Source organism: Streptococcus oralis subsp. oralis (assembly GCF_002096435.1).
GTDB classification, from domain to species: domain Bacteria; phylum Bacillota; class Bacilli; order Lactobacillales; family Streptococcaceae; genus Streptococcus; species Streptococcus oralis_AA.
In genome coordinates, this window is record NZ_NCUI01000022.1 from 71,731 (window position 1) to 91,268 (window position 19,538).

The window sequence follows — 19,538 nt, forward strand, 5'->3', positions numbered from 1 at the left end:
AATAATCCTCTTTGTATTTTTTAATATGTGTCTAAAACACCTTTCCAGTCACCACCATCAATAGACTTCATTTCATCAATATACCCTTGAAGCTGTTTCTTACCTAGTTTAATTCGTTTGGGGTTATTAGGTTTTAGTTCATAAATAATTTGGTTTTAAAATCAATAAAATCAACTCTCTTACCACTAGGAAGCACATATTCCTTATACCTATCTATATTATCAACATCATTAATTTTATATTCTTTATGAACTTCTCTACCAAGTTTTAAACTTGATTTAGTATAACCTCTTTCATTAACAGGAATTTCCATACTTGGTTTGAAAGTTGGTTTCGGAAAATTGGCATTCCCAGAGCTATGTATATCCTTCACCTTCGGCACATCCACATCACTTGGCTTAATTCCGCCGATAGCCTTAGTTGCGCTGTCGCCTGATATCTGCTTGACCTTCGGCACATCCATGCTGACTGTTGGATGGCTTTTCAGCTTAGCGAGGGTCCCATCAGCTGGGCTGGCTTTCAGATGCAGGTCTGACCTACTGTTAAAGCGAACACTATCTGGGTCTAGCTTTGGTATTTGTTTGCCTTGAAGTGGGACATCCAGATGAGATGATTTGGTGCTTCGACATCTACCTTCACCTTATTGAGAGTAAACTTGCTGGCTGCTGAGGAGGTCACATAGCCTCCTACCAGGTTTCCGATAAAGTTTGCGGTTTGGGCATCTTCTTCGCTTCCACCTAGGAGCTTAGTCCCATGATAGGCAACCTGACTCGCTGTATGGGCACCTGTTTGTAGGCTATCGCGAAGCGTTGAACAGACTTGAGTTTGGCGAAATCTCCTGACTGATAAGTCCCTACTGTACGTGTCTTCCCTGCATGCTCTGCGATTAAGGCCTTGGTCGCAGCTAGAAGTTCCTTAAAGGCGACCAAATCCTGACTCGCATGGTTGCTTTCATACTGAGTGATGGAGCTGTCCAAGTTCTTGATTTGATTGAGCAGAAAGTTATAGTCCATGACCGTGCTGGTATGACTGCTTCCTTCATAACTCACCAAGTCTGAAATCTTGTCCTTGGTCGTATTCAAGAGCTCAATCTCACTCTTCAAATCGTCCCGTGGACTCTTTAAAGCACTATGAAGGTTTGTAAATACCTGACCTGGCAACTTTGTATGAAGATCACCGTCAATCTGGTAGTAACCGTCCTTGTATAGTAGGAGATTGGTTGAGTAGTCATTCATCAGGTTGACCAGAGTCTGAAGGAGAGTCCCATGAACCTCTACTAGGTAGTTGCGCATGCTCGAGATGGCCTGACCTTGGAGATTTGCACTTAATGTAAAAACAGGAACTTGCCTACAACTAACCGTGTATAAACAAGTTCCTCACAGGCTATTTCAATGGTGATAAAGCATCAAAAAATTACTTTTCAATAGAATTTAAAAAGTTATCGATGTCTTGGCCTTCTAAACTCTTGACCTTAACTCCCTGATCTTTAAAGATTCCTAAAGGTGTTTCGACTATTTTTAAGACTTCAATGTCTTTTCGGCTAATCTCTTTTGCCCATTCTAATTTGTTTATCTGCTTGAATCCCAACTCATCCTTTATTTGATTTTGGTTGGCGCTTGGTATTATTTCAAACCAATCTTTCTCAATATTCTTTCGAATCATCCCACTACTAACAAAAAAGGAATGCCCCTTATATTGAATTTCATAATGAATACTGTATAGATAGTCTAGCTCCTCCATCTTGACTTTCTTGACAAAATGATCTTTAAACACTCGACCACTTATTTTAGAAACATATGCTTCAAAGCCTTCATCTTGAGATTTGCTATGCAATGTAATTTTGCTTTCACCAGCAAAATGTTCAGCTGAATATCTAATGCCTTTATATATTGCGTACATATTTTCTCCTTACTTAACTTGTAACCAGCCTTCGTCTTTAATAAATTCATATTGTTTCATAACTTTACCAGTTTTACTTTCAAATATTGTTATCAAATCTCCTGTTTGGAATATTCTCTTTTCCATCAACTTATACTCCGGTAATATAATATTCTTAGAACCTGTAAAACCTCGACCTGTAAAAGGATAACTCGCATTATCAAGTTCACCAAATGGAATATCTAGCTTATCTGCTTCATCCAAGAAAAATGATATCTTTGCATAGGTCTTGGTCTTTTCTAAGTCAAAAGGAGTATTGGGGTAGTCTAATCGATTTCCTTCAACTATTTCTGGAAGAGTAGTTAATGATTTTGAATGCTCATCAACCGAGACAAAACCTGCAAAATAATTACGTTCTCCGCTGAGATATGATTCAACAAACTCTGTAGGTATCGTTTTATTCATCTTGGTTTTAGGAGCTGGTATACCAATCTCTTTGCGAACAGCTTTGACAAATGCATCTGTTTTAGCTGATAAAGTCGTATCTGCATCTACTAAGTTCGAAAAGTCTTCCAGGCTATAACCCGCCTTATTGATTATAGCTTTTATTTCTGGAGATGTATATAGTTCTAGATTAGATAATCGATCACTATTTAGAGTGTATTTTTTTGTATTCGTAGAAAAGGCATCTTTCACCTTATTCAAACTAAACTTGCTGGCTGCTGAGGAGGTCGCATAGGTCTTCACCAGCTGGTGGAGTTCATTGAATTGTTTTTGATATAGGGCCAATCCTTCTCCCATTATACCACAAAAAGAGAGCGTTCCCGCTCCCTTTATCACTCCGGCAATTCTACCTTCAAGCTCATATCAGTGGGTTGTAACACTTTCTGAACCGCCGCAAGAAAGGCCAATCCATTATCAGATGGAGAATATTGGAAAGTAATATAGATGACTTTTTTGTCAAAACTATCGCCATATCGTTCTACATACTGCTTGCTTTCGAGGAAGTAGATATAGTTATTGAGTTTTTCTTGAAGTTTCAAGAGATGCTCCTCTTCTAATGACTCTATCCATTTGTTTTCATCAATCAACAACAACTCTAGATGGTCATCTGAAACACCTATCGCATCAATACTCGTAACGTCTAGTACAATTGGCCATACTTCTGCAACTGATTTAATTTTTCTTCTATTCTTATTTTCCTCTTTCTTTTGCTCTTTAACAATATATTCTACTTTCTCTTTATCACAGTTTTTGAAAAGCTCCATAGAATCAATTAAATTACAAATATTACGGTAATAATTCACCTTTTTCTCATTAGGAAGATTATAAATACTGTCAAGAACAATAGGTACTATGGCCTCCACATCAATAATAAAAGGTAAAGAATCATATTCTTCCAGTAAATCCTCTTGTTTTTTAATAAATGATACAACTTGATATAAATGTATAATATCCTGACTAGAAGCTAATTCCTTTAAAATATTAAAAGTTCGATCTGGAATATCAAAATCTCCCTCTACATAAATTGGATAAAGGCTATATTCTATCAAAACATGAGTATCTGTAATATCTTGATAATATGAATCTCGATGACCAATTCTATACTCGGGATCAATACCTAAGAAAGCATCTATTTCTCTATGATTTTCAATTGCTTTTTTATACCGCATAATATCCCACTCGGTATCTTTTTTTAGTCTATATCTCTTCATTTATTTACTCCATTGATTAATTCTAAAAATTCCTTCTATGTCAATAGTTGTATTTTCTCCAGGAACAACAACGGTTGGATTTTTAATCTCATAATATCCCTGTTTCTTTATAGCGTATAAAAATTCGTCGTAAGAATGTCCCTGCATGTCAATCGTAGGCATAAGCAATTCGCTCTCAGACATCTTAATGTCAGAACCAGCCCATGTTTTGGCTCCTGGAATATTTAAAGATGAGGAACCTGGCGTATCGCCGTTTGGAAATTGTATCAAGCCTTCTTTATCCATATTCTTGACAAGTTCTGGACTGTACTCATATTGAAACATACCTGAATCATATGTATCATTACGAACTCCTTTTACTGTCGCAATCTCTGAACCTGATTTCAGATTTCCACTCTTATCATACAAGAGGGTAGAATCTTCTACGATACTTGTTGTGAAGTTTCCTCGACCTACTCCTCCATCCATACGACCAACTGTTTTGCCGTTATTAAATGCAAAATTTTTAACATTATCTCCACTTACAACAGAAGAAGCTCCCCCTTTTAAATAAGGCTGCTTAATGGCATCTTTGTATGCTTTTGGATAATCGTACTGTCTAGTTTGATACATCTTATATAAGGCTTCTTTATTTGGAGCCGCTCCTTCTCTAACAGCACGTTCTACATACATATCAAAAGTATCCTCGAAGGATGCTTGCTTCTCTGGTGTATTCCAATCTATTTCTTTACTTGCAAGCTCTCTAAATTTTGCGAATGTCGCCTTTTTGATTTCTGGTGACACATGTTCAATTGAAATATCCGATGTTTTTTGAGAAATAATCTCAATCCGAGTTCCTGGTTCAATTTTAGTGCCACCTGTAAAGCGACCTTTTCCTTCACCTACGACAGTACCGCCATATTTTGATAGATTGTCCAGACTGTCTTGTCGTTTAATGGACAAACCATCTTTTGCAGTTGTATAATCTTGAATTCGAATTTTTCCAGTTTCATCTATACCGACTGCTTTTAATTGGATACGTTGAATTTCACCTGCCGCATTACGCGTCTCAACGGTTATTTTCGTTTCGACATCTTGAAAATTTGTCTTGAAGTCACCAAACTTTCTAGTCGAAAACTCTCTGTAGTTAGCAAAATTTGGTTCAGATAAGTTATTTTTCACCTTATTGAGACTAAACTTGCTGGCTGCTGAGGAGGTCACATAGCCTCCTACCAGGTTTCCGATAAAGTTTGCGGTTTGGGCATCTTCTTCGCTTCCACCTAGGAGCTTGGTCCCATGATAGGCAACCTGACCCGCTGTATAGGCACCTGCTTCCCCTATCGCAAACTGGGTCAACCCTTTGACAACGCTCTGGGTCTGCCCTATGGGAATCATGATAGCACTCGCCGTCACAAAGACATTCCCAACATCATGATACAGCTTATCATTCCCCATGAAAAGCGTATCTCGGATGAGATTATAGGATTTCGTATGGGCATCCCCTGCATTCCCAAGTACGATATTATGAACGCCTTCTGCTGCATTAGATAACCCATAGGCTGTTGTCCCAAAACCCACGATACCGCCTGCAACAACTAAAGGAGTCGCAGTTCCCAGGGTTCCTATAATTGCGAGAATCCCAATCGCAACGGTCAACACACCCAAACCCAACTCTTTCCAACCGTTCTTGGCACGATCCTCTGCAGCCAAGGCCTCAAAACGGACCTTGTCTCGCTCCTGGGCAGCCTTCACGCGCTCAACGCGACTCTCCATCTGCTGGGTCGCCTGTTTGTAGGCGATCGCAAAACGTTGAACAGACTTGAGTTTGGCGAAATCTCCAGACTGATAAGTCCCTATCGTACGTGTCTTACCTGCATGTTCTGTTATCAAGGCCTTGGTCGCAGCTAGAAGTTCCTTAAAGGCGACCAAATCCTGACTCGCATGGTTGCTTTCATACTGAGTGATGGAGCTATCCAAGTTCTTGAGCTGATTCATGAGGAAGTTATAGTCCATGACCGTGCTGGTATGACTGCTTCCATCATAGCTCACCAAGTCCGAAATCTTGTCCTTGGTCGTGTTTAGGAGCTCAATCTCGTTCTTTAACTTATCCCTCGAACCCTTCAAATCACTATGTAATCGCGTAAACTCCTGACCAGGTAGCTTTGTATGCAGGTGACTATCAATCTGGTAATAACCGTCCTGATAAAGTAAGAGCTTACCAATGGTTTATCGGTAAACTCTTGATTCACTTATTCTATCGTAAAAGAAAATACTGATTTCCTTGTAAAGTCATAGTTTAAACAGGTTTTACAACCAACCCTTTGCTTTTAAGAATTCATCTGGGATACGTAATTCAATCTCTGCCATGATTTCTTTTAAGTAGCTGTCCCAATCTGTTATACTACCAAAATCATATTTTTCTTTAGGAAGTGAGATTCCAATCCCTTTACTAATCACAATATAAAAATCTGTAAAACTTAATTCATAACCAAAATGAGCTTCATAATAATCATAGGCTTTAAATTTAATACTAAACATTTGATGATTTGGTACTTCTACCACATCGTAAATGGTCATGTCTGAAGCCCTATCTCCAAACGCTCTTTGAATACGCTCACTCACTTCTGTCGCTAGCTCTTGCATACTTTTTTTCAACATATGAACACCTCCTTCTCTTTTATCGCCAACCCTTAGCTTTTAAAAACTTCTCTGGGATATAAGACTCGATGTCTAACATGATTTCTTTTAGGTAGCTATCCCAGTCACTTATTTCGCTATAATGGCTATTTGGCTTAGAAATCACTTTTTCTTTGTTAAGATTAAGAAGTAGGTGAATTTCAAATAAATCGTTTTCGTAAATAAATTTTACCCCAGCAAAGTCATAGACGAGAAAATCCAGTTTAAATGTATGATGATTGGGTTCATCATTTATATCATCAATCACTATAGAATCAATCTTATCCCCAAATACTCTTTCAATTACATCACAGATTTTATCCGATAAAATATCCATATTATTTAATTCCATACCAGTAACCCCCTTTTGGTATTAATCGCTTATAGCCATGTTGTTCCTGCAAATAATCCCATTCCCACCGTAAGGCAGATTTTTTATATTCATCTAATTTAGGATTATGAGAAAATCGAATGGTCTTACCTTGTGCAACTGCATCATCCAATGCTGGCTTATTAAACGCTTCAAACATTTGTTCTCCACGGCTGTCTAAATGATAGGCCTCCGTCAATTTATTCCAATCATCTCCTAAACTGAAGTAAGTGGTATCACCAGCCTTGCTGATGTATGAATTTGGACCAGGTGTACTCCAATCTTGAGTACCGTCAGGTCTAATTGTAGGCTCATATTTACCTAATGTCATTGTATCCGAGTCAGGATTGATAACACTCTTCGTCCGATACATTTCATACTCTTCTAGTGGCATATTTTTTATTGGAGATGTTGTTGATTTAGCCTGTGGATTTTTCACCTTATTGAGACTAAACTTGCTGGCTGCTGAAGAGACCGCATAGCCTCCTACCAGGTTTCCGATAAAGTTTGCGGTTTGGGCATCTTCTTCACTTCCACCTAGGAGCTTAGTCCCATGATAGGCAACCTGACCGGCTGTATAGGCACCGGCTTCCCCTAACGCAAACTGGGTCACCCCCTTGACAACGCTCTGGGTCTGCCCTATAGGAACCATGATGGCACTTGCCGTCACAAAGACAGTCCCAACATCATGATACAGCTTGTCGTTCCCCATGAAAAGCGTATCTCTGATAGGATTCTCTGCCTTGGTATGGATATCCCCTGCATTCCCAAGTTTGATATCCTGACCTGCCTCGTACATATTAGAAGCCCCATAGGCTGTTGTCCCCAAACCCACGATACCACCTGCAACAACTAAAGGAGTCGCAGAGCCCAAAGTGAATATAATAGCTGCCACTCCGGCAATAATAGTCAATCCACCAATAGCCCAGTTTTGCCAACCCTTATCTGATCGAGCCAAGGCTTCAAAACGGACCTTGTCTCGCTCCTGGGCAGCCTTCACGCGCTCAACGCGACTCTCCATCTGCTGGGTCGCCTGTTTGTAGGCTATCGCAAAGCGTTGAACAGACTTGAGTTTGGCGAAATCTCCTGACTGATAAGTCCCTACAGTCCGTGTCTTACCAGCATGCTCTGCGATCAAGGCCTTAGTCGCAGCCAGAAGTTCCTTAAAGGCGACCAAATCTTGACTCGCATGGTTACTCTCATACTGAGTGATGGAGGTATCCAAGTTCTTGAGCTGATTCATGAGGAAGTTATAGTCCATGACCGTGCTGGTATGACTGCTCCCTTCATAGCTCACCAAATCTGAAATGTTGTCCTTGGTCGTGTTCAAGATCTCAATCTCACTCTTTAGATTATCCCGTGAGCTCTTTAAAGCACTATGAAGGTTTGTAAATACCTGACCAGGTAGCTTTGTATGAAGATCACCGTCAATCTGGTAGTAACCGTCCTTGTACAGTAGGAGATTGGTTGAGTAGTCATTCATGAGATTGACCAGAGTCTGAAGGAGAGTCCCATGCACCTCTACTAGGTAGTTGCGCATGCTCGAGATGGCCTGACCTTGGAGATTTTGATTGTTGATGAAGTCGCTCATGGCCTTGTTTAGGCTCGCAACGGACTCTCCCCAAGCATTTATCGTCTTTTGACTTTCCACCTGAACAGAGGTGATATCATCAAATTTTATATTGTAACTCATAGCACCTCCCTACTGCAAACCAGGAAACATGTTTTGTCCCAGGACACTATCTGTCCGATGCATCTCTTTCCCTGTGCCTGCCATCAGAGCGATATCTGTCTCCAGCAAGGTCGCGTAGGTCTGCACCAGCGAGTGGAGTTCATTGAATTGTTCCTGATACAAGTCCAAGCCTTTCGATGTGGCTGTCGTATTAAAACTTGGTTTCCCAACTCCTGCCAAACTAGCCTTGGCCTTGGATAGACTACCGATGTGTGAGTTAAACAGAACCTCGGATAATTGAATCGTTCCATACATGACCTTTCCCCTCCTTCTAATGTAATAGCTTCTCGATGAAATTTCCCAGATTGTTCATCTGACTTTGACACCAGCCAATAATGCCGTTTTCTTCGTTCTTTTGATTCTCTAGTCTAGTGATTTCATCACAGATATCATCATAGAAGGTATCCATCTCCGTTTGGAAAGTTGTGTACTCGGTGGAGAAGGTCTCCCACTGCTTGATAAAGGCATCTTTTTGCTTGCCTTGCCATTCCGGCTGGATATTGCGGTGGTTGATAGGATACCTGATATCATGAACCTTTTTTTGAATTTCCCCTACAGACTTCTTGGCCGTGCGAAGACGCTCCAATTTTTCATCGATAGTCGTAATCCGTGATTGGGCAGAGGAGATGCTGGCAGAGTGGGCATTCACCTGTCTTTGCAGAGAATCGATTTGCATATAATCAACTTCTCCCATCTCTTAACCTCCCAATCCATTTACGTCATTCAATTCGGCTACATTTCCTTTAGGAATCTCTGTCTGGTCTATAACCGCAGCAATATTTTCCAACATAAGGTCATTATCCTCATCACTATAGCCCTCTTGAACAACCTTAAAAATGTCTTCGTCATTGAAGTAGATAAGGCTATCGCCTACCATCCCTTCAGGATAGAGGCAAGCCCCGTAGTCAAAGCGATAGATATTCCCTTTGACAGGCGCTGCGATGACCCGTGCAATGATCATCATCTTCTTTGTATTTCCTTTGAAAAATATTAGCGAGTGTAGATGGGAGGATTATCCTTCATTATTTCTTCTCCTAACTCTGTATTGCTTGATATCAAATCAAAAGGAAAATCAGAGTCTATTTTATGACTCGCAATTTTTTTGGAAATCTTCTCAAAAAGAAGTAGCTCATTTTGAGAGTCATCATAATCTATGACTAGTAAGTAACTACTTTCTTCTTTCACTAGTATCTTTACGAAAAAGACATTATTAACTGAAGGGATTTCCTTGAAAATATTTGAAAGCTTGTTCTCAATCAACGTTGTATCCTCAATTGGCTTTCCAAAAAGTATTTTACGTGAATTGATTAAAGATAATATCGATTCTATATAATCTTTATCCATAAAAACACTGATTCCACAAGGATTCAATACAACATATTTTACAGGTGAATTACGTTCTAGAAATTTATAAATATATACTATATCCACTTTGGCGAACTTAACACCTTTATTAAATAATGAACTAGATAAATTGATAGATTCAAAATCAGTAAATATAGGCAAATACTGTCTACCATCGCTGCCATTTAATGTGATTAGAATATCAGAACTATTAATTGTAGTAAAAGGTACCAACAAATATGATTTTGAAAGAGCAATAGCAAATTTCTTCCAGTCTGACTCCCTGTTATTTTCTTTATATATATTATATAAAAGATTCAAATCTAACATTAACTTCCTCATTCTTCTAATAAAGCATCAATTCTATTTAATAATGACGAAAATTGAGTATTACATTTTGTCATATATGTAGCATCAGAATCAAGAATATAAAAATCCGATAAACCATCTCTTGGGAAAAACATACTTTTGTACATTTTTCGAAGTTTCTCTATACATTCATTTGGGAGTTCAGGATTTTCTATATTTTGTATGATTGCTATCATATTTTTAATCGTCCCTATAAAATAGTTAACATTATGACGCTCCTTATGTTCTGATAGAACCCCTAATAAGTCAATTAACGATTCCATTAGGTCTTCTTTGAAATTTACCATCACTTTATTCCTCCTAGATGTGTTGTATTATTATGAATTCCATCAATAGTCCATGGTTTATCGATAAATATCTGTTCTTTACCACCAATATATAAACCTCCTTGAGAGCCTGTAGGACCTTCATAATAGACGGTACCTTTTGGGAACTTAGTAGCATAGATATCAGTCAACTCTGATGTACCTGTTAAGACTCCTGTATCTCTATCAATCCACTGAGGTTTAACTGCGGACTCTATCCTAACTTTTATTACTGACTCAGGAATATCCCTTGTATAATATTGTCCTAAAGGACTGTCAGAATTTCCAGCTCTAAAAAAGACCGTATCCTCTTCTAATATTTTCACATTATATTTACCGCTAGCGAAACTTTTAGCTGCAGTCTCATTTATTTCTAGTAGTGGTCCAGGATTTTCAATCATATTGTAACTATATTCTCTTGGATTGATGGACACCTTATTCAAACTAAACTTGCTGGCTGCTGAGGAGGCCGCATAGCCTCCTACGATATTCCCGATAAAGTTTGCGGTTTGGGCGTCTTCCTCGCTTCCACCTACAAGTTTGGTCCCATGATAGGCAACCTGACCTGCTGTATAGGCACCGGCTTCCCCTATCGCAAACTGGGTCACCCCCTTGACAACACTCTGGGTCTGCCCTATGGGAATCATGATAGCGCTCCCTGTCACAAAGATATTCCCAACATCATGATACAGCTTGTCATTGCCCATGAAAAGCGTATCTCTAACAGGGTTTTTTGCCTTAGTATGAATATCCCCTGCATTCCCAAGTTGGATATCCTGGCTTGCCTCGTACATATTAGACGCCCCATAGGCAGTTGTCCCAAGACCAAAAGTTAGACCACTTACAGCGACTAAAGGAGTCGCTGCTCCCCAAGTGAATATAATAGCTGCCACTCCGGCAATAATAGTCAATCCACCAATAGCCCAGTCTTTCCACCCCTTATCTGATCGAGCCAAGGCTTCAAAACGGACCTTGTCTCGCTCCTGGGCAGCCTTCACGCGCTCAACGCGACTCTCCATCTGCTGGGTCGCCTGTTTGTAGGCTATCGCAAAGCGTTGAACAGACTTGAGTTTGGCGAAATCTCCTGACTGATAAGTCCCTACAGTCCGTGTCTTACCAGCATGCTCTGCGATCAAGGCCTTAGTCGCAGCCAGAAGTTCCTTAAAGGCGACCAAATCTTGACTCGCATGGTTACTCTCATACTGAGTGATGGAGGTATCCAAGTTCTTGAGCTGATTCATGAGGAAGTTATAGTCCATGACCGTGCTGGTATGACTGCTCCCTTCATAGCTCACCAAATCTGAAATGTTGTCCTTGGTCGTGTTCAAGATCTCAATCTCACTCTTTAGATTATCCCGTGAGCTCTTTAAAGCACTATGAAGGTTTGTAAATACCTGACCAGGTAGCTTTGTATGAAGATCACCGTCAATCTGGTAGTAACCGTCCTTGTACAGTAGGAGATTGGTTGAGTAGTCATTCATGAGATTGACCAGAGTCTGAAGGAGAGTCCCATGCACCTCTACTAGGTAGTTGCGCATGCTCGAGATGGCCTGACCTTGGAGATTTTGATTGTTGATGAAGTCGCTCATGGCCTTGTTTAGGCTCGCAACGGACTCTCCCCAAGCATTTATCGTCTTTTGACTTTCCACCTGAACAGAGGTGATATCATCAAATTTTATATTGTAACTCATAGCACCTCCCTACTGCAAACCAGGAAACATGTTTTGACCCAGGACACTATCTGTCCGATGAATCTCTTTCCCTGTGGCTGCCATCAAGGCGATATCTGTCTCCAGCAAGGTCGCATAGGTCTTCACCAGCGAGTGGAGTTCATTGAATTGTTCCTGATACAAGTCCAAGCCTTTCGATGTAGCTGTCGTGTTGAAGCTCGGTTTTCCAACTCCTGCCAAACTAGCCTTGGCCTTGGATAGACTACCGATGTGTGAGTTAAACAGAACCTCGGATAATTGAATCGTTCCATACATGACCTTACCCCTCCTTCGTATGTAGTAGCTTCTCGATGACATTTCCCAGATTGTTCATCTGACTCTGACACCATCCAATAATACCATTTTCTTCATTCTTTTGGTTCTCTAACCTAGTGATTTCATCACAGATGGCTTGGTAGAATGTATTCATCTCTGTTTGGAAACTCGTGTAGTCACTAGAGAAAGTTTCCCACTGCTTGGTAAAGGCATCTTTTTGTTTGCCTTTCCAAGTAGGTTGATAGTTTTTCTTAATAATCTTTTTTTTAGTGTCACGAACCTTTTTTTGAATTTCCCCTACAGACTTCTTGGCCGTACGAAGGCGTTCCAACTGTTCATCGATAGTCGTAATCCGTGATTGGGCAGAGGAGATGCTGGCAGAGTGGGCATTCACCTGTCTTTGCAGAGAATCAATTTGCATATAATCAACTTCTCCCATCTCTTAACCTCCCAATCCATTTACGTCATTCAATTCGGCTACATTTCCTTTAGGGATATCTGTCTGGTCTATAACCGCAGCAATATTTTCCAACATGAGGTCATTATCCTCATCACTATAGCCCTCTTGAACAACCTTAAAAATATCTTCGTCGTTGAAGTAGATAAGGCTATCGCCTACCATCCCTTCAGGATAGAGGCAAGCCCCGTAGTCAAAGCGATAGATATCCCCTTTGACAGGCGCTGCGATGACCCGTGCAATGATCATCATCTTCTTTGTATTTCCTTTTAATATAATGATACTGCCGAGTGGCAACATGGTCGTTTCTTTCATCGTATCCCTTTCTAAATTTCTAATAATTGAACAAATTCATAACGATCTGGGTAAAGAATGTATCCTTGGTTAGGCTTCAGCGCCGGTTCATTCATGATATAAGGATAGCGAGTATGATCTTGATCGCTAATGCGTACACCAAGGAAGACTTGTTCTACTAACTGATTAACTAGTTTGACAAAATTATCGTATTGATTGGTTACTAGATCCTGATAAGCACCAGCAAATACCAAAGTCACTCCATAGCGAGAACCTTCCGTAAGAAGTTCTTTGAAGTCTACTTCGTTCATCCCTGCTGCCATAGCTGTCGCCGCAATATCAGGGATCAGAATTAACCATTTAGGATAGTCCTGACTTGGAGTAGCCACTCGTTTCTTAAAGTCTTCTAATATCGTCTTCATCACATTATCGACTTCTAAAGAAGTATCGAATCGTTGGATACCATCAAAAAGTTGGTTGCTGATACGCTGACTAGGATCTAAGATAAGCGTATTATACTTACCTGACATACGTTCCAAATGATACTCTAATAATTTATAGTAATTCGTTACAAAAGCAGGGCTGTCTGAGGCTATAAGAATAGGTCGCTCGAAACTAAAGGATGCTGGAACAACAGCCTCTCTTTCGAGTCCCAAGATAAAGTCTTGGCTGCTTTCTAAGATTTCTGACAATCCTTCTTTGGTTACCTTTTCTGGCAACATTGGGATACCTGCAGGAAGCGGTCCATCGTATGCCACAGCCATTGCTTCTTGTTCTGCACGAACTTCTTTTATGTAGTCCGTATAGTATTCACTACTGTATGGTAACATCACTTGGAATTGGACGATATCGTCAAATTTAGCTATCGCCCGGCCTTTGATTTCATCTAGTGGAATGTTTGAACGTCCTACTACACCTGACAAGTCACTGTTATCAAATAAGAAGAGCGAAATCTTAGTCTTAAAGTTGGATTGCAACTGTAATCGCATCGCATTGAGACGAGAAAGTGTCACGACTAGATAGATTCCTAGAGAAGCACCATCTCGAGCGATGACATTTAAAGTATCATAAAAGGCATCTACAAATGGGGCATCCATCACACTATCAAAACCATCTATCTCGATGAAAATAGTTGGAAAACTCTCATCTGACAACTGATTGTACTGCGTTAGATTTGTCGCTCTTGCTCGCGAAAGAGCCCGTTTCCGAGTTTTAATCTCTCTATTCAAAAATCGAAGAGATTTCATAATTTTCTCAGTTTCATCCAAGGTGAAATAATCTGCAACATGAGGGAAATCAGAAATAGAGATCAAGCCACTAGTACCAAAGTCATAGAGGTAGAAATGGACCTGTTCTGGTGTCTGCTTACGGATCACGTCCATCGCAAAGTTCTGTAGAAAAGTGGACTTCCCGAATCCTGGACTAGAAACTAATAGAATATGGCCTCTTTGTTCCATATTGAAATAAAGTGGAGATTGTTCCTGTCTTTCAGGAATATCTTGATACCCAACTAAAATAGGTTGTAAGGCCTCTGAACGTCCCCAATAATCCTTAAAGTTAGTCGATTGTGTATCTTTAGCATATATCTTTTCTTCAAGTGGTGGCAACCAAGGACTGGCCACCTGATGAATATGAAGACCGTCAAAGACTTCACGAGCTTTTTCTACAATGGCGTCCAATTCTGTTGGAACAGCCTTTGCTTCTTTTCGATTGACTAAACCACTCAAATCTTTATTAATGGCATTGTATTGACCATTACTTGTAATCTCATACACAGTTGTATTTTTTTGAACATGGTTTCGTCCTTCTGGATTATAGTCCGCACCCGACCACGCGCTTTGGAATAGCTCATAGATTTCATTGTTTCCGACTTGAAGATAGGCTCTACCTGTCTGGGTGATTTCTGCGGCATCAGGTGTTTTGATTACTTCTCTAGAATCCGCAACATCCTGTACTTTAAGAGCTATTTTAAACTTCGAGTTGGACCAAATTTGATCATTAACCACTCCACTAGGTTTTTGGGTGGCTAAAATTAATTTAACTCCCAATGAACGACCAATACGAGCTGTAGAGACCAATTCATCCATGAAATCAGGTTGATTCGCCTTCAACTCTGCAAACTCATCACTAATGATTAATAGATGTGGTAATGGTTCTTTGACCTTCCCTTCTTTGAAGAGTTTCATATACTGGTTGATATGATTAACGTCATTTTCTGCAAAGATACGCTGACGTTTCTTCAGTTCAGCCTTGATAGATACCAGAGCCCGATTCGCCTGGTTGCCATCCAAGTTTGTAATCGTACCAACGACGTGAGGTAGGTCTGCAAAGAGATTAGCCATCCCTCCACCTTTATAGTCAATCAAGAGGAAAGCAACCTCATACGGATGGTAGTTCACAGCTAAAGATAGAATGTAGGACTGAATAAGCTCAGACTTCCCTGATCCCGTAGTACCAGCAATCAATCCATGAGGGCCATGCGCCTTCTCATGAATGTTTAGATAAAGAATATCGTCCCTACCTCGGACTCCTAGAGGAACAGCCATTGTTTGAAAAGTTTCATTGTCCTGCCATCGTTTTAAAAGATCCAGTTCCTCTACCTTATTGACTCCATACATCTCCAGGAAGGTAATGCTATTCGGAATCGAATTACGCAAAGTCTGAACATGATGAATACCCGCAAGATTTCTCGCAAAATTTTCCTTTTCCGATAAACTTACAGGAGGAAGAGGCGTGATCTCTTTATTTGTATAATTGCCATCCTGAAGTAATACGGTACCTTTTTTATCTCCTCGATAGTCAACAACTGTCTTAACGTGTTCTGGTAAACTTTCAAGTACTTCTTCTACGAAAACGTAATGAATCCCTAAATGGGATAAATCTTCATTGATGTACTCCATAATGTTGTGATCCAACATCAAACTTAAATCTGTAATAAAGAGAATATAATGAGGGCTATATTGCTTTTCCTTTCCTTTGTCCTGCTCACTATCTAATTTTCTGTCTTTAATAATTTGATAGAGTGACGTCAATAGTTGATCTCGAGTACGTTGATTGTAAACAAAACCACGGCTATTTAGTGCTTTAATTTTCGTATGAGGTAACCAACGACTCCAATCCCACAACTCCAACTCTTCCTCTCGAAAAATTGGAATAAACTGTAAATCATGATAACTTTGGAAAGTCGCTAATTGCATCATCATCTGTTGAACTTGTTCAATCACTATTTGTCGTGTTCCGATATAACCCATAGGATTTGTTAATGTATGAGTAATTGGTACCTGTTTAGTCACACGATAGTAAGAAAGTAGTTCTTGAATTTTTTGATTAGCAGCCGCATTGTATTTTGTCAACTCAGAATCTGAATACTCAATAGAGAAACTAGAATTAACTTCCCCCAATCCTAAGCGATAAGACAAGAAATCGAAGTGATAGAGCGTTTTCTCATAAATTCGTCGATCTATTTTTTCTACCATTTCCAAAATACGAACTGTATCAGGAAAATGATAAACCAGAGCCTCAACTTGTTCGTCACGTAAGTCAGCTAACTGAGAATATTTGGTTTCCAAATATTCCATATAATCAACAATTTTCTGTTCTTGAAGTTCCTTATGTGATTTTTTATCAGAAAAATAAGTATGAATGGAAGTCCCAATAGTAATGACAGACATCCCCATCATCATAAACATCATTCCACCACTACGTGTAAAGTAAACGGTCAGTATCGTAAAGACAATCATCGCCAAAGGGGTAATAATCAATCTCAGTAACGATTGTTTGTGACCTTCATCATCTGTTGGTGCCGAAGCAATCGTTACTTTATCCTCAGGTTCTCTTAGAATAATCCGTGGAGAGCGATGAAATTCTTTTGAACGGTCTTCAACCATTACTTCAGAAAAAGGCAGTAAGCTCGTCTCAATAGAAAATAGTGAATGAATCGATAAGATTTGTTTTTGAACGGATAAACCTAGACCTTGTTCAAAAACGATTTGATCCATATCTTGAATGTTTTGCTTTCCTGTTTTTCTTTCACCGTTAATGTAAAATGGACTAACACTGTAAATCGTCTTATTTGTCCCATCAAAGGTCAAAATGATTTCTATAGGAAAATCAACTAAGCGAATAGACGCTTCTTTCTTATCTGATAAATAAAGTATTTTCTCAGGAAGAAGGTAATGCTCTGTGTTTTCAATAATCAATAAGGAAACATTTATATTTTCAGCTATAGCAACCAAATGATACCCATAAGAATAAGTCTCCCCGAGTAGTTCAACTCCATTTTCCTTGACTTCCAGCACCACATTCTCAAAAATAGGAAGATAGATATTAGAATCTACAGAAGACCCCAGTTGATAGGTTTTTCCTGCATAGAGTGGATAAACATTGCCTTCAAAAAATAAATAATTCATAGACCACTCCTATCTTGACTCTGCTGAAGTTGAAGCTGAAGTTGATGTCGAAGTCGTATTCGACTTGTTCGTCTCAGGTGTTAGGTAGTTTTTCTTCAACTCTTCCAATTTACTCTTATAATTATTTAGTTGCTCCGTACGTTGTTCTGATGTGAGGTTAGGATTTCTCTGAACTTCATCAACCTTTTTAGTCAGACCGTACATTAATAATTGTGGATCATCTAAGTAACTCGCAATATCTATAGCTTCATCAATTTTCGACTGGCCAATTAAGACCCAGTAACGAAGATAGTCTGTACTTGATTGAGTTGATATTTTGGATAGTTCTGTCTTTTGCGCTTCAGTTAAAGGTTCTGTTTTGATGACCGAAAAAGCTACCATATAAGCATCATCTTGACTAAGTGATTTAGAGTCTGTATTTTTAACAGTAGATACAACCGATGAATAATCTTGGTGTACAAAAGCCAAACGTAAGTCTGAAATCATTTGTTGATTAGGCATAGCGAACAATGCAAAGTAAAGCACTCCAACAATTGACAGCACTCCAATAAGTGATGCAATAATAGTAGTCCACTTCAATCGCGAAACAAGTTTGTTAGGAACACGTGAAAATTTTTCTTTATTTTGTTCCTGTTCTTCTAGGTATTTTTCTAGTAGTAAGGCTAAGATTGCATCCAAATCTTCAGCCTTCATGATGGTCTCACAAAACAGTTTTCCCTTATAGAATGGCGACTGCCCCTCCACTAATTTTTCATAACTTACCTTTTTATCTAGTAGAGATACTATCATAGCTTTAAAGTTAACTGTAAACGCTTCTAGGTTTAATGCATCATAGGGAGGCACTTGCCCTTTAACACCACGAAAAATGAATAGGGGATTCCCATTTCGTGAAAACACTAGATTACTAGGTGATAACTCATAAGTATAAATTGAATCCTTCAGCAAGTTAAATAATTGACCAACATTGATCAGATGACGTAACTTTTCTTCATCAATCATCGTAGTCAGCTTATCCCAAGAATAATATTCATCTGTCAAAAGACTTTCAATCGTTAATTTACCTTCTTCCTCAATGACATTTTGATTCACAAAATAAGGTTGTGTTGCTGTTAATAGAGCATAAGCTATTTCTCGATTTCCCTTGATATCTCCAACTACTAATTCCATTTTTTGAACGTCCATACCTGACTCCCTTACTATATTCTTTCCAATTTTAATAAAACTCCGTCTTTCACTAATGCTAGACTGCTCGTACTAGCAAGAATTTCTCCAGACTGTTGATTTCTTACACTTGGATTCATTACCTTAACCCCTATACCATAAGTATCTGAGACGATTTGTAGTAATTCTTTAATCGTTAACTCAGTAGGAACTCTTAAATCTAATATTTTAGATAAAAAAGGCGAACAATCCAGACTAATATTAATGTACTCTTCCATAGAACCCTCCTAAATCTATTGTGTTATGCCTATTATATCACGCAGAACATGAATATTGAAGAACTTTTTATTTATAAAAAGGGAGATACATTTGTATCTCCCTTTATGTATTTTTCTATCGTTTTTATTGTTTAGTTGTATGTAACTTTTTATAAAAGAGCGAGTAAATTGTGACAATCATCCCTAGTATAAACAATAAAATTGCGGTCCAAGAAACAGGAGACTTTACGTTTTTAAGTGAAACAGTCTTTTTATCACTGTGATTGATTTGAATCTGACTGGTAAATAAAGCAGACTGATACTCATTAACGATATTCTCCGTTTCCACTTTAGTGATAAATAAGTTTGTTTTAACTAATTGATACTTTTCGTTATCCAATTTTTTAGTTGTATCAACTAATTTATAGGTCTCAGGATGAAATAACTTTGTCAAATTACTCTCCTGTTCAAAGTATTGAATCTCCGTTTTCTTGGTATTTTTATCTAAAGATGTATCTATTTGCAAAGATCCATCATTTGCAAAGACAACACTTCCTCTTGTAAAAATTAAAAACAATAGAAAGATAAAGACAATGTTTTTTTTCAT

Annotated in this window: 20 protein-coding genes and 2 pseudogenes; all 22 read right to left on the reverse strand. The window is 38.9% G+C overall.

The window, feature by feature from the left end:
* Positions 1-20 precede the first annotated feature (20 nt).
* The 22 genes and pseudogenes from B7723_RS01650 to essA all read right to left on the reverse strand — a co-directional run bounded on the left by B7723_RS01650 (position 21) and on the right by essA (position 19,538).
* Positions 21-463 (reverse strand): annotated as a pseudogene (locus B7723_RS01650) (hypothetical protein).
* 274 nt (positions 464-737) lie between these two features.
* A pseudogene (locus tag B7723_RS01655) lies at positions 738-1,316 on the reverse strand (T7SS effector LXG polymorphic toxin); the annotation flags it as partial.
* Positions 1,317-1,413: 97 nt separating this feature from the next.
* Positions 1,414-1,899: a hypothetical protein gene (locus B7723_RS01660; protein ID WP_084848968.1), complete on the reverse strand. Its 486-nt coding sequence runs from the start codon at positions 1,897-1,899 to the stop codon at positions 1,414-1,416.
* Positions 1,900-1,908: 9 nt separating this feature from the next.
* On the reverse strand, positions 1,909-2,667 hold the full coding sequence (locus B7723_RS10570) for a hypothetical protein (RefSeq protein ID WP_204881654.1): 759 nt from the start codon (positions 2,665-2,667) through the stop codon (positions 1,909-1,911).
* A gap of 47 nt (positions 2,668-2,714) precedes the next feature.
* The gene (ifs, locus tag B7723_RS01670; RefSeq protein WP_084848969.1) at positions 2,715-3,593 is read right to left on the reverse strand and encodes an NAD glycohydrolase inhibitor; all 879 of its coding nucleotides are present in this window, start codon (positions 3,591-3,593) and stop codon (positions 2,715-2,717) included.
* Entirely contained in the window at positions 3,594-5,696 is a 2,103-nt protein-coding gene (locus tag B7723_RS10320; protein WP_142358078.1) for a hypothetical protein, read from the reverse strand.
* A 183-nt stretch (positions 5,697-5,879) separates the two neighbouring features.
* Positions 5,880-6,230: a hypothetical protein gene (locus B7723_RS01685; protein ID WP_084848977.1), complete on the reverse strand. Its 351-nt coding sequence runs from the start codon at positions 6,228-6,230 to the stop codon at positions 5,880-5,882.
* Between the two features lie 19 nt (positions 6,231-6,249).
* Positions 6,250-6,600, reverse strand: coding sequence for a hypothetical protein (locus B7723_RS01690; protein ID WP_084848978.1), 351 nt, complete (start codon positions 6,598-6,600; stop codon positions 6,250-6,252).
* On the reverse strand, positions 6,587-8,311 hold the full coding sequence (locus B7723_RS10610) for a T7SS effector LXG polymorphic toxin (RefSeq protein WP_084848979.1): 1,725 nt from the start codon (positions 8,309-8,311) through the stop codon (positions 6,587-6,589). Before B7723_RS10610 ends, B7723_RS01690 begins: the two co-directional genes overlap by 14 nt.
* A gap of 9 nt (positions 8,312-8,320) precedes the next feature.
* Positions 8,321-8,605, reverse strand: coding sequence for a TIGR04197 family type VII secretion effector (locus tag B7723_RS01700; RefSeq protein ID WP_084848980.1), 285 nt, complete (start codon positions 8,603-8,605; stop codon positions 8,321-8,323).
* A 16-nt stretch (positions 8,606-8,621) separates the two neighbouring features.
* The gene (locus B7723_RS01705; protein ID WP_084848981.1) at positions 8,622-9,044 is read right to left on the reverse strand and encodes a YwqH-like family protein; all 423 of its coding nucleotides are present in this window, start codon (positions 9,042-9,044) and stop codon (positions 8,622-8,624) included.
* A gap of 3 nt (positions 9,045-9,047) precedes the next feature.
* The gene (locus B7723_RS01710; RefSeq protein WP_142357800.1) at positions 9,048-9,314 is read right to left on the reverse strand and encodes a DUF4176 domain-containing protein; all 267 of its coding nucleotides are present in this window, start codon (positions 9,312-9,314) and stop codon (positions 9,048-9,050) included.
* A 26-nt stretch (positions 9,315-9,340) separates the two neighbouring features.
* Positions 9,341-10,024 (reverse strand): enhanced serine sensitivity protein SseB C-terminal domain-containing protein, encoded by a 684-nt coding sequence (locus B7723_RS01715; protein ID WP_239827350.1) that lies wholly within the window; start codon positions 10,022-10,024, stop codon positions 9,341-9,343.
* 8 nt (positions 10,025-10,032) lie between these two features.
* On the reverse strand, positions 10,033-10,350 hold the full coding sequence (locus tag B7723_RS01720) for a hypothetical protein (RefSeq protein WP_084848984.1): 318 nt from the start codon (positions 10,348-10,350) through the stop codon (positions 10,033-10,035).
* Positions 10,350-12,059, reverse strand: coding sequence for a T7SS effector LXG polymorphic toxin (locus B7723_RS01725; protein ID WP_084848985.1), 1,710 nt, complete (start codon positions 12,057-12,059; stop codon positions 10,350-10,352). The genes B7723_RS01720 and B7723_RS01725 overlap by 1 nt, the downstream gene beginning before the upstream one ends.
* A 9-nt stretch (positions 12,060-12,068) precedes the next feature.
* The gene (locus tag B7723_RS01730) at positions 12,069-12,353 is read right to left on the reverse strand and encodes a TIGR04197 family type VII secretion effector (RefSeq protein ID WP_084848986.1); all 285 of its coding nucleotides are present in this window, start codon (positions 12,351-12,353) and stop codon (positions 12,069-12,071) included.
* A 4-nt stretch (positions 12,354-12,357) separates the two neighbouring features.
* Entirely contained in the window at positions 12,358-12,792 is a 435-nt protein-coding gene (locus tag B7723_RS01735) for a YwqH-like family protein (protein WP_084848987.1), read from the reverse strand.
* A gap of 3 nt (positions 12,793-12,795) precedes the next feature.
* Positions 12,796-13,125, reverse strand: a complete 330-nt coding sequence (locus B7723_RS01740; protein ID WP_084848988.1) for a DUF4176 domain-containing protein — start codon at positions 13,123-13,125, stop codon at positions 12,796-12,798.
* An 11-nt stretch (positions 13,126-13,136) separates the two neighbouring features.
* Complete coding sequence (gene essC / locus B7723_RS01745) at positions 13,137-17,513, reverse strand: type VII secretion protein EssC (protein ID WP_084848989.1); 4,377 nt, start codon at positions 17,511-17,513, stop codon at positions 13,137-13,139.
* 9 nt (positions 17,514-17,522) lie between these two features.
* Complete coding sequence (gene essB, locus B7723_RS01750; protein WP_084848990.1) at positions 17,523-18,695, reverse strand: type VII secretion protein EssB; 1,173 nt, start codon at positions 18,693-18,695, stop codon at positions 17,523-17,525.
* A 14-nt stretch (positions 18,696-18,709) separates the two neighbouring features.
* Positions 18,710-18,952: a type VII secretion protein gene (locus B7723_RS01755; RefSeq protein WP_044020224.1), complete on the reverse strand. Its 243-nt coding sequence runs from the start codon at positions 18,950-18,952 to the stop codon at positions 18,710-18,712.
* A gap of 124 nt (positions 18,953-19,076) precedes the next feature.
* Positions 19,077-19,538, reverse strand: coding sequence for a type VII secretion protein EssA (gene essA, locus B7723_RS01760; protein ID WP_084848991.1), 462 nt, complete (start codon positions 19,536-19,538; stop codon positions 19,077-19,079).

Bases quoted from the DNA above. Each gene is read 5' to 3' on its own strand.
- B7723_RS01705 (WP_084848981.1), bottom strand. From the start codon at position 9,044: ATGGGAGAAGTTGATTATATGCAAATCGATTCTCTGCAAAGACAGGTG.
- B7723_RS01730 (WP_084848986.1), bottom strand. From the start codon at position 12,353: ATGTATGGAACGATTCAATTATCCGAGGTTCTGTTTAACTCACACATC.
- B7723_RS01735 (WP_084848987.1), bottom strand. From the start codon at position 12,792: ATGGGAGAAGTTGATTATATGCAAATTGATTCTCTGCAAAGACAGGTG.
- B7723_RS10610 (WP_084848979.1), bottom strand. From the start codon at position 8,311: ATGAGTTACAATATAAAATTTGATGATATCACCTCTGTTCAGGTGGAA.
- essA (WP_084848991.1), bottom strand. From the start codon at position 19,538: ATGAAAAAAAACATTGTCTTTATCTTTCTATTGTTTTTAATTTTTACA.
- ifs (WP_084848969.1), bottom strand. From the start codon at position 3,593: ATGAAGAGATATAGACTAAAAAAAGATACCGAGTGGGATATTATGCGG.
- B7723_RS01720 (WP_084848984.1), bottom strand. From the start codon at position 10,350: ATGGTAAATTTCAAAGAAGACCTAATGGAATCGTTAATTGACTTATTA.
- B7723_RS01725 (WP_084848985.1), bottom strand. From the start codon at position 12,059: ATGAGTTACAATATAAAATTTGATGATATCACCTCTGTTCAGGTGGAA.
- B7723_RS01715 (WP_239827350.1), bottom strand. From the start codon at position 10,024: ATGTTAGATTTGAATCTTTTATATAATATATATAAAGAAAATAACAGG.
- B7723_RS01755 (WP_044020224.1), bottom strand. From the start codon at position 18,952: ATGGAAGAGTACATTAATATTAGTCTGGATTGTTCGCCTTTTTTATCT.
- B7723_RS01700 (WP_084848980.1), bottom strand. From the start codon at position 8,605: ATGTATGGAACGATTCAATTATCCGAGGTTCTGTTTAACTCACACATC.
- B7723_RS01740 (WP_084848988.1), bottom strand. From the start codon at position 13,125: ATGAAAGAAACGACCATGTTGCCACTCGGCAGTATCATTATATTAAAA.
- B7723_RS01685 (WP_084848977.1), bottom strand. From the start codon at position 6,230: ATGTTGAAAAAAAGTATGCAAGAGCTAGCGACAGAAGTGAGTGAGCGT.
- essB (WP_084848990.1), bottom strand. From the start codon at position 18,695: ATGGACGTTCAAAAAATGGAATTAGTAGTTGGAGATATCAAGGGAAAT.
- B7723_RS01690 (WP_084848978.1), bottom strand. From the start codon at position 6,600: ATGGAATTAAATAATATGGATATTTTATCGGATAAAATCTGTGATGTA.
- B7723_RS01710 (WP_142357800.1), bottom strand. From the start codon at position 9,314: ATGATGATCATTGCACGGGTCATCGCAGCGCCTGTCAAAGGGAATATC.
- B7723_RS01660 (WP_084848968.1), bottom strand. From the start codon at position 1,899: ATGTACGCAATATATAAAGGCATTAGATATTCAGCTGAACATTTTGCT.
- essC (WP_084848989.1), bottom strand. From the start codon at position 17,513: ATGAATTATTTATTTTTTGAAGGCAATGTTTATCCACTCTATGCAGGA.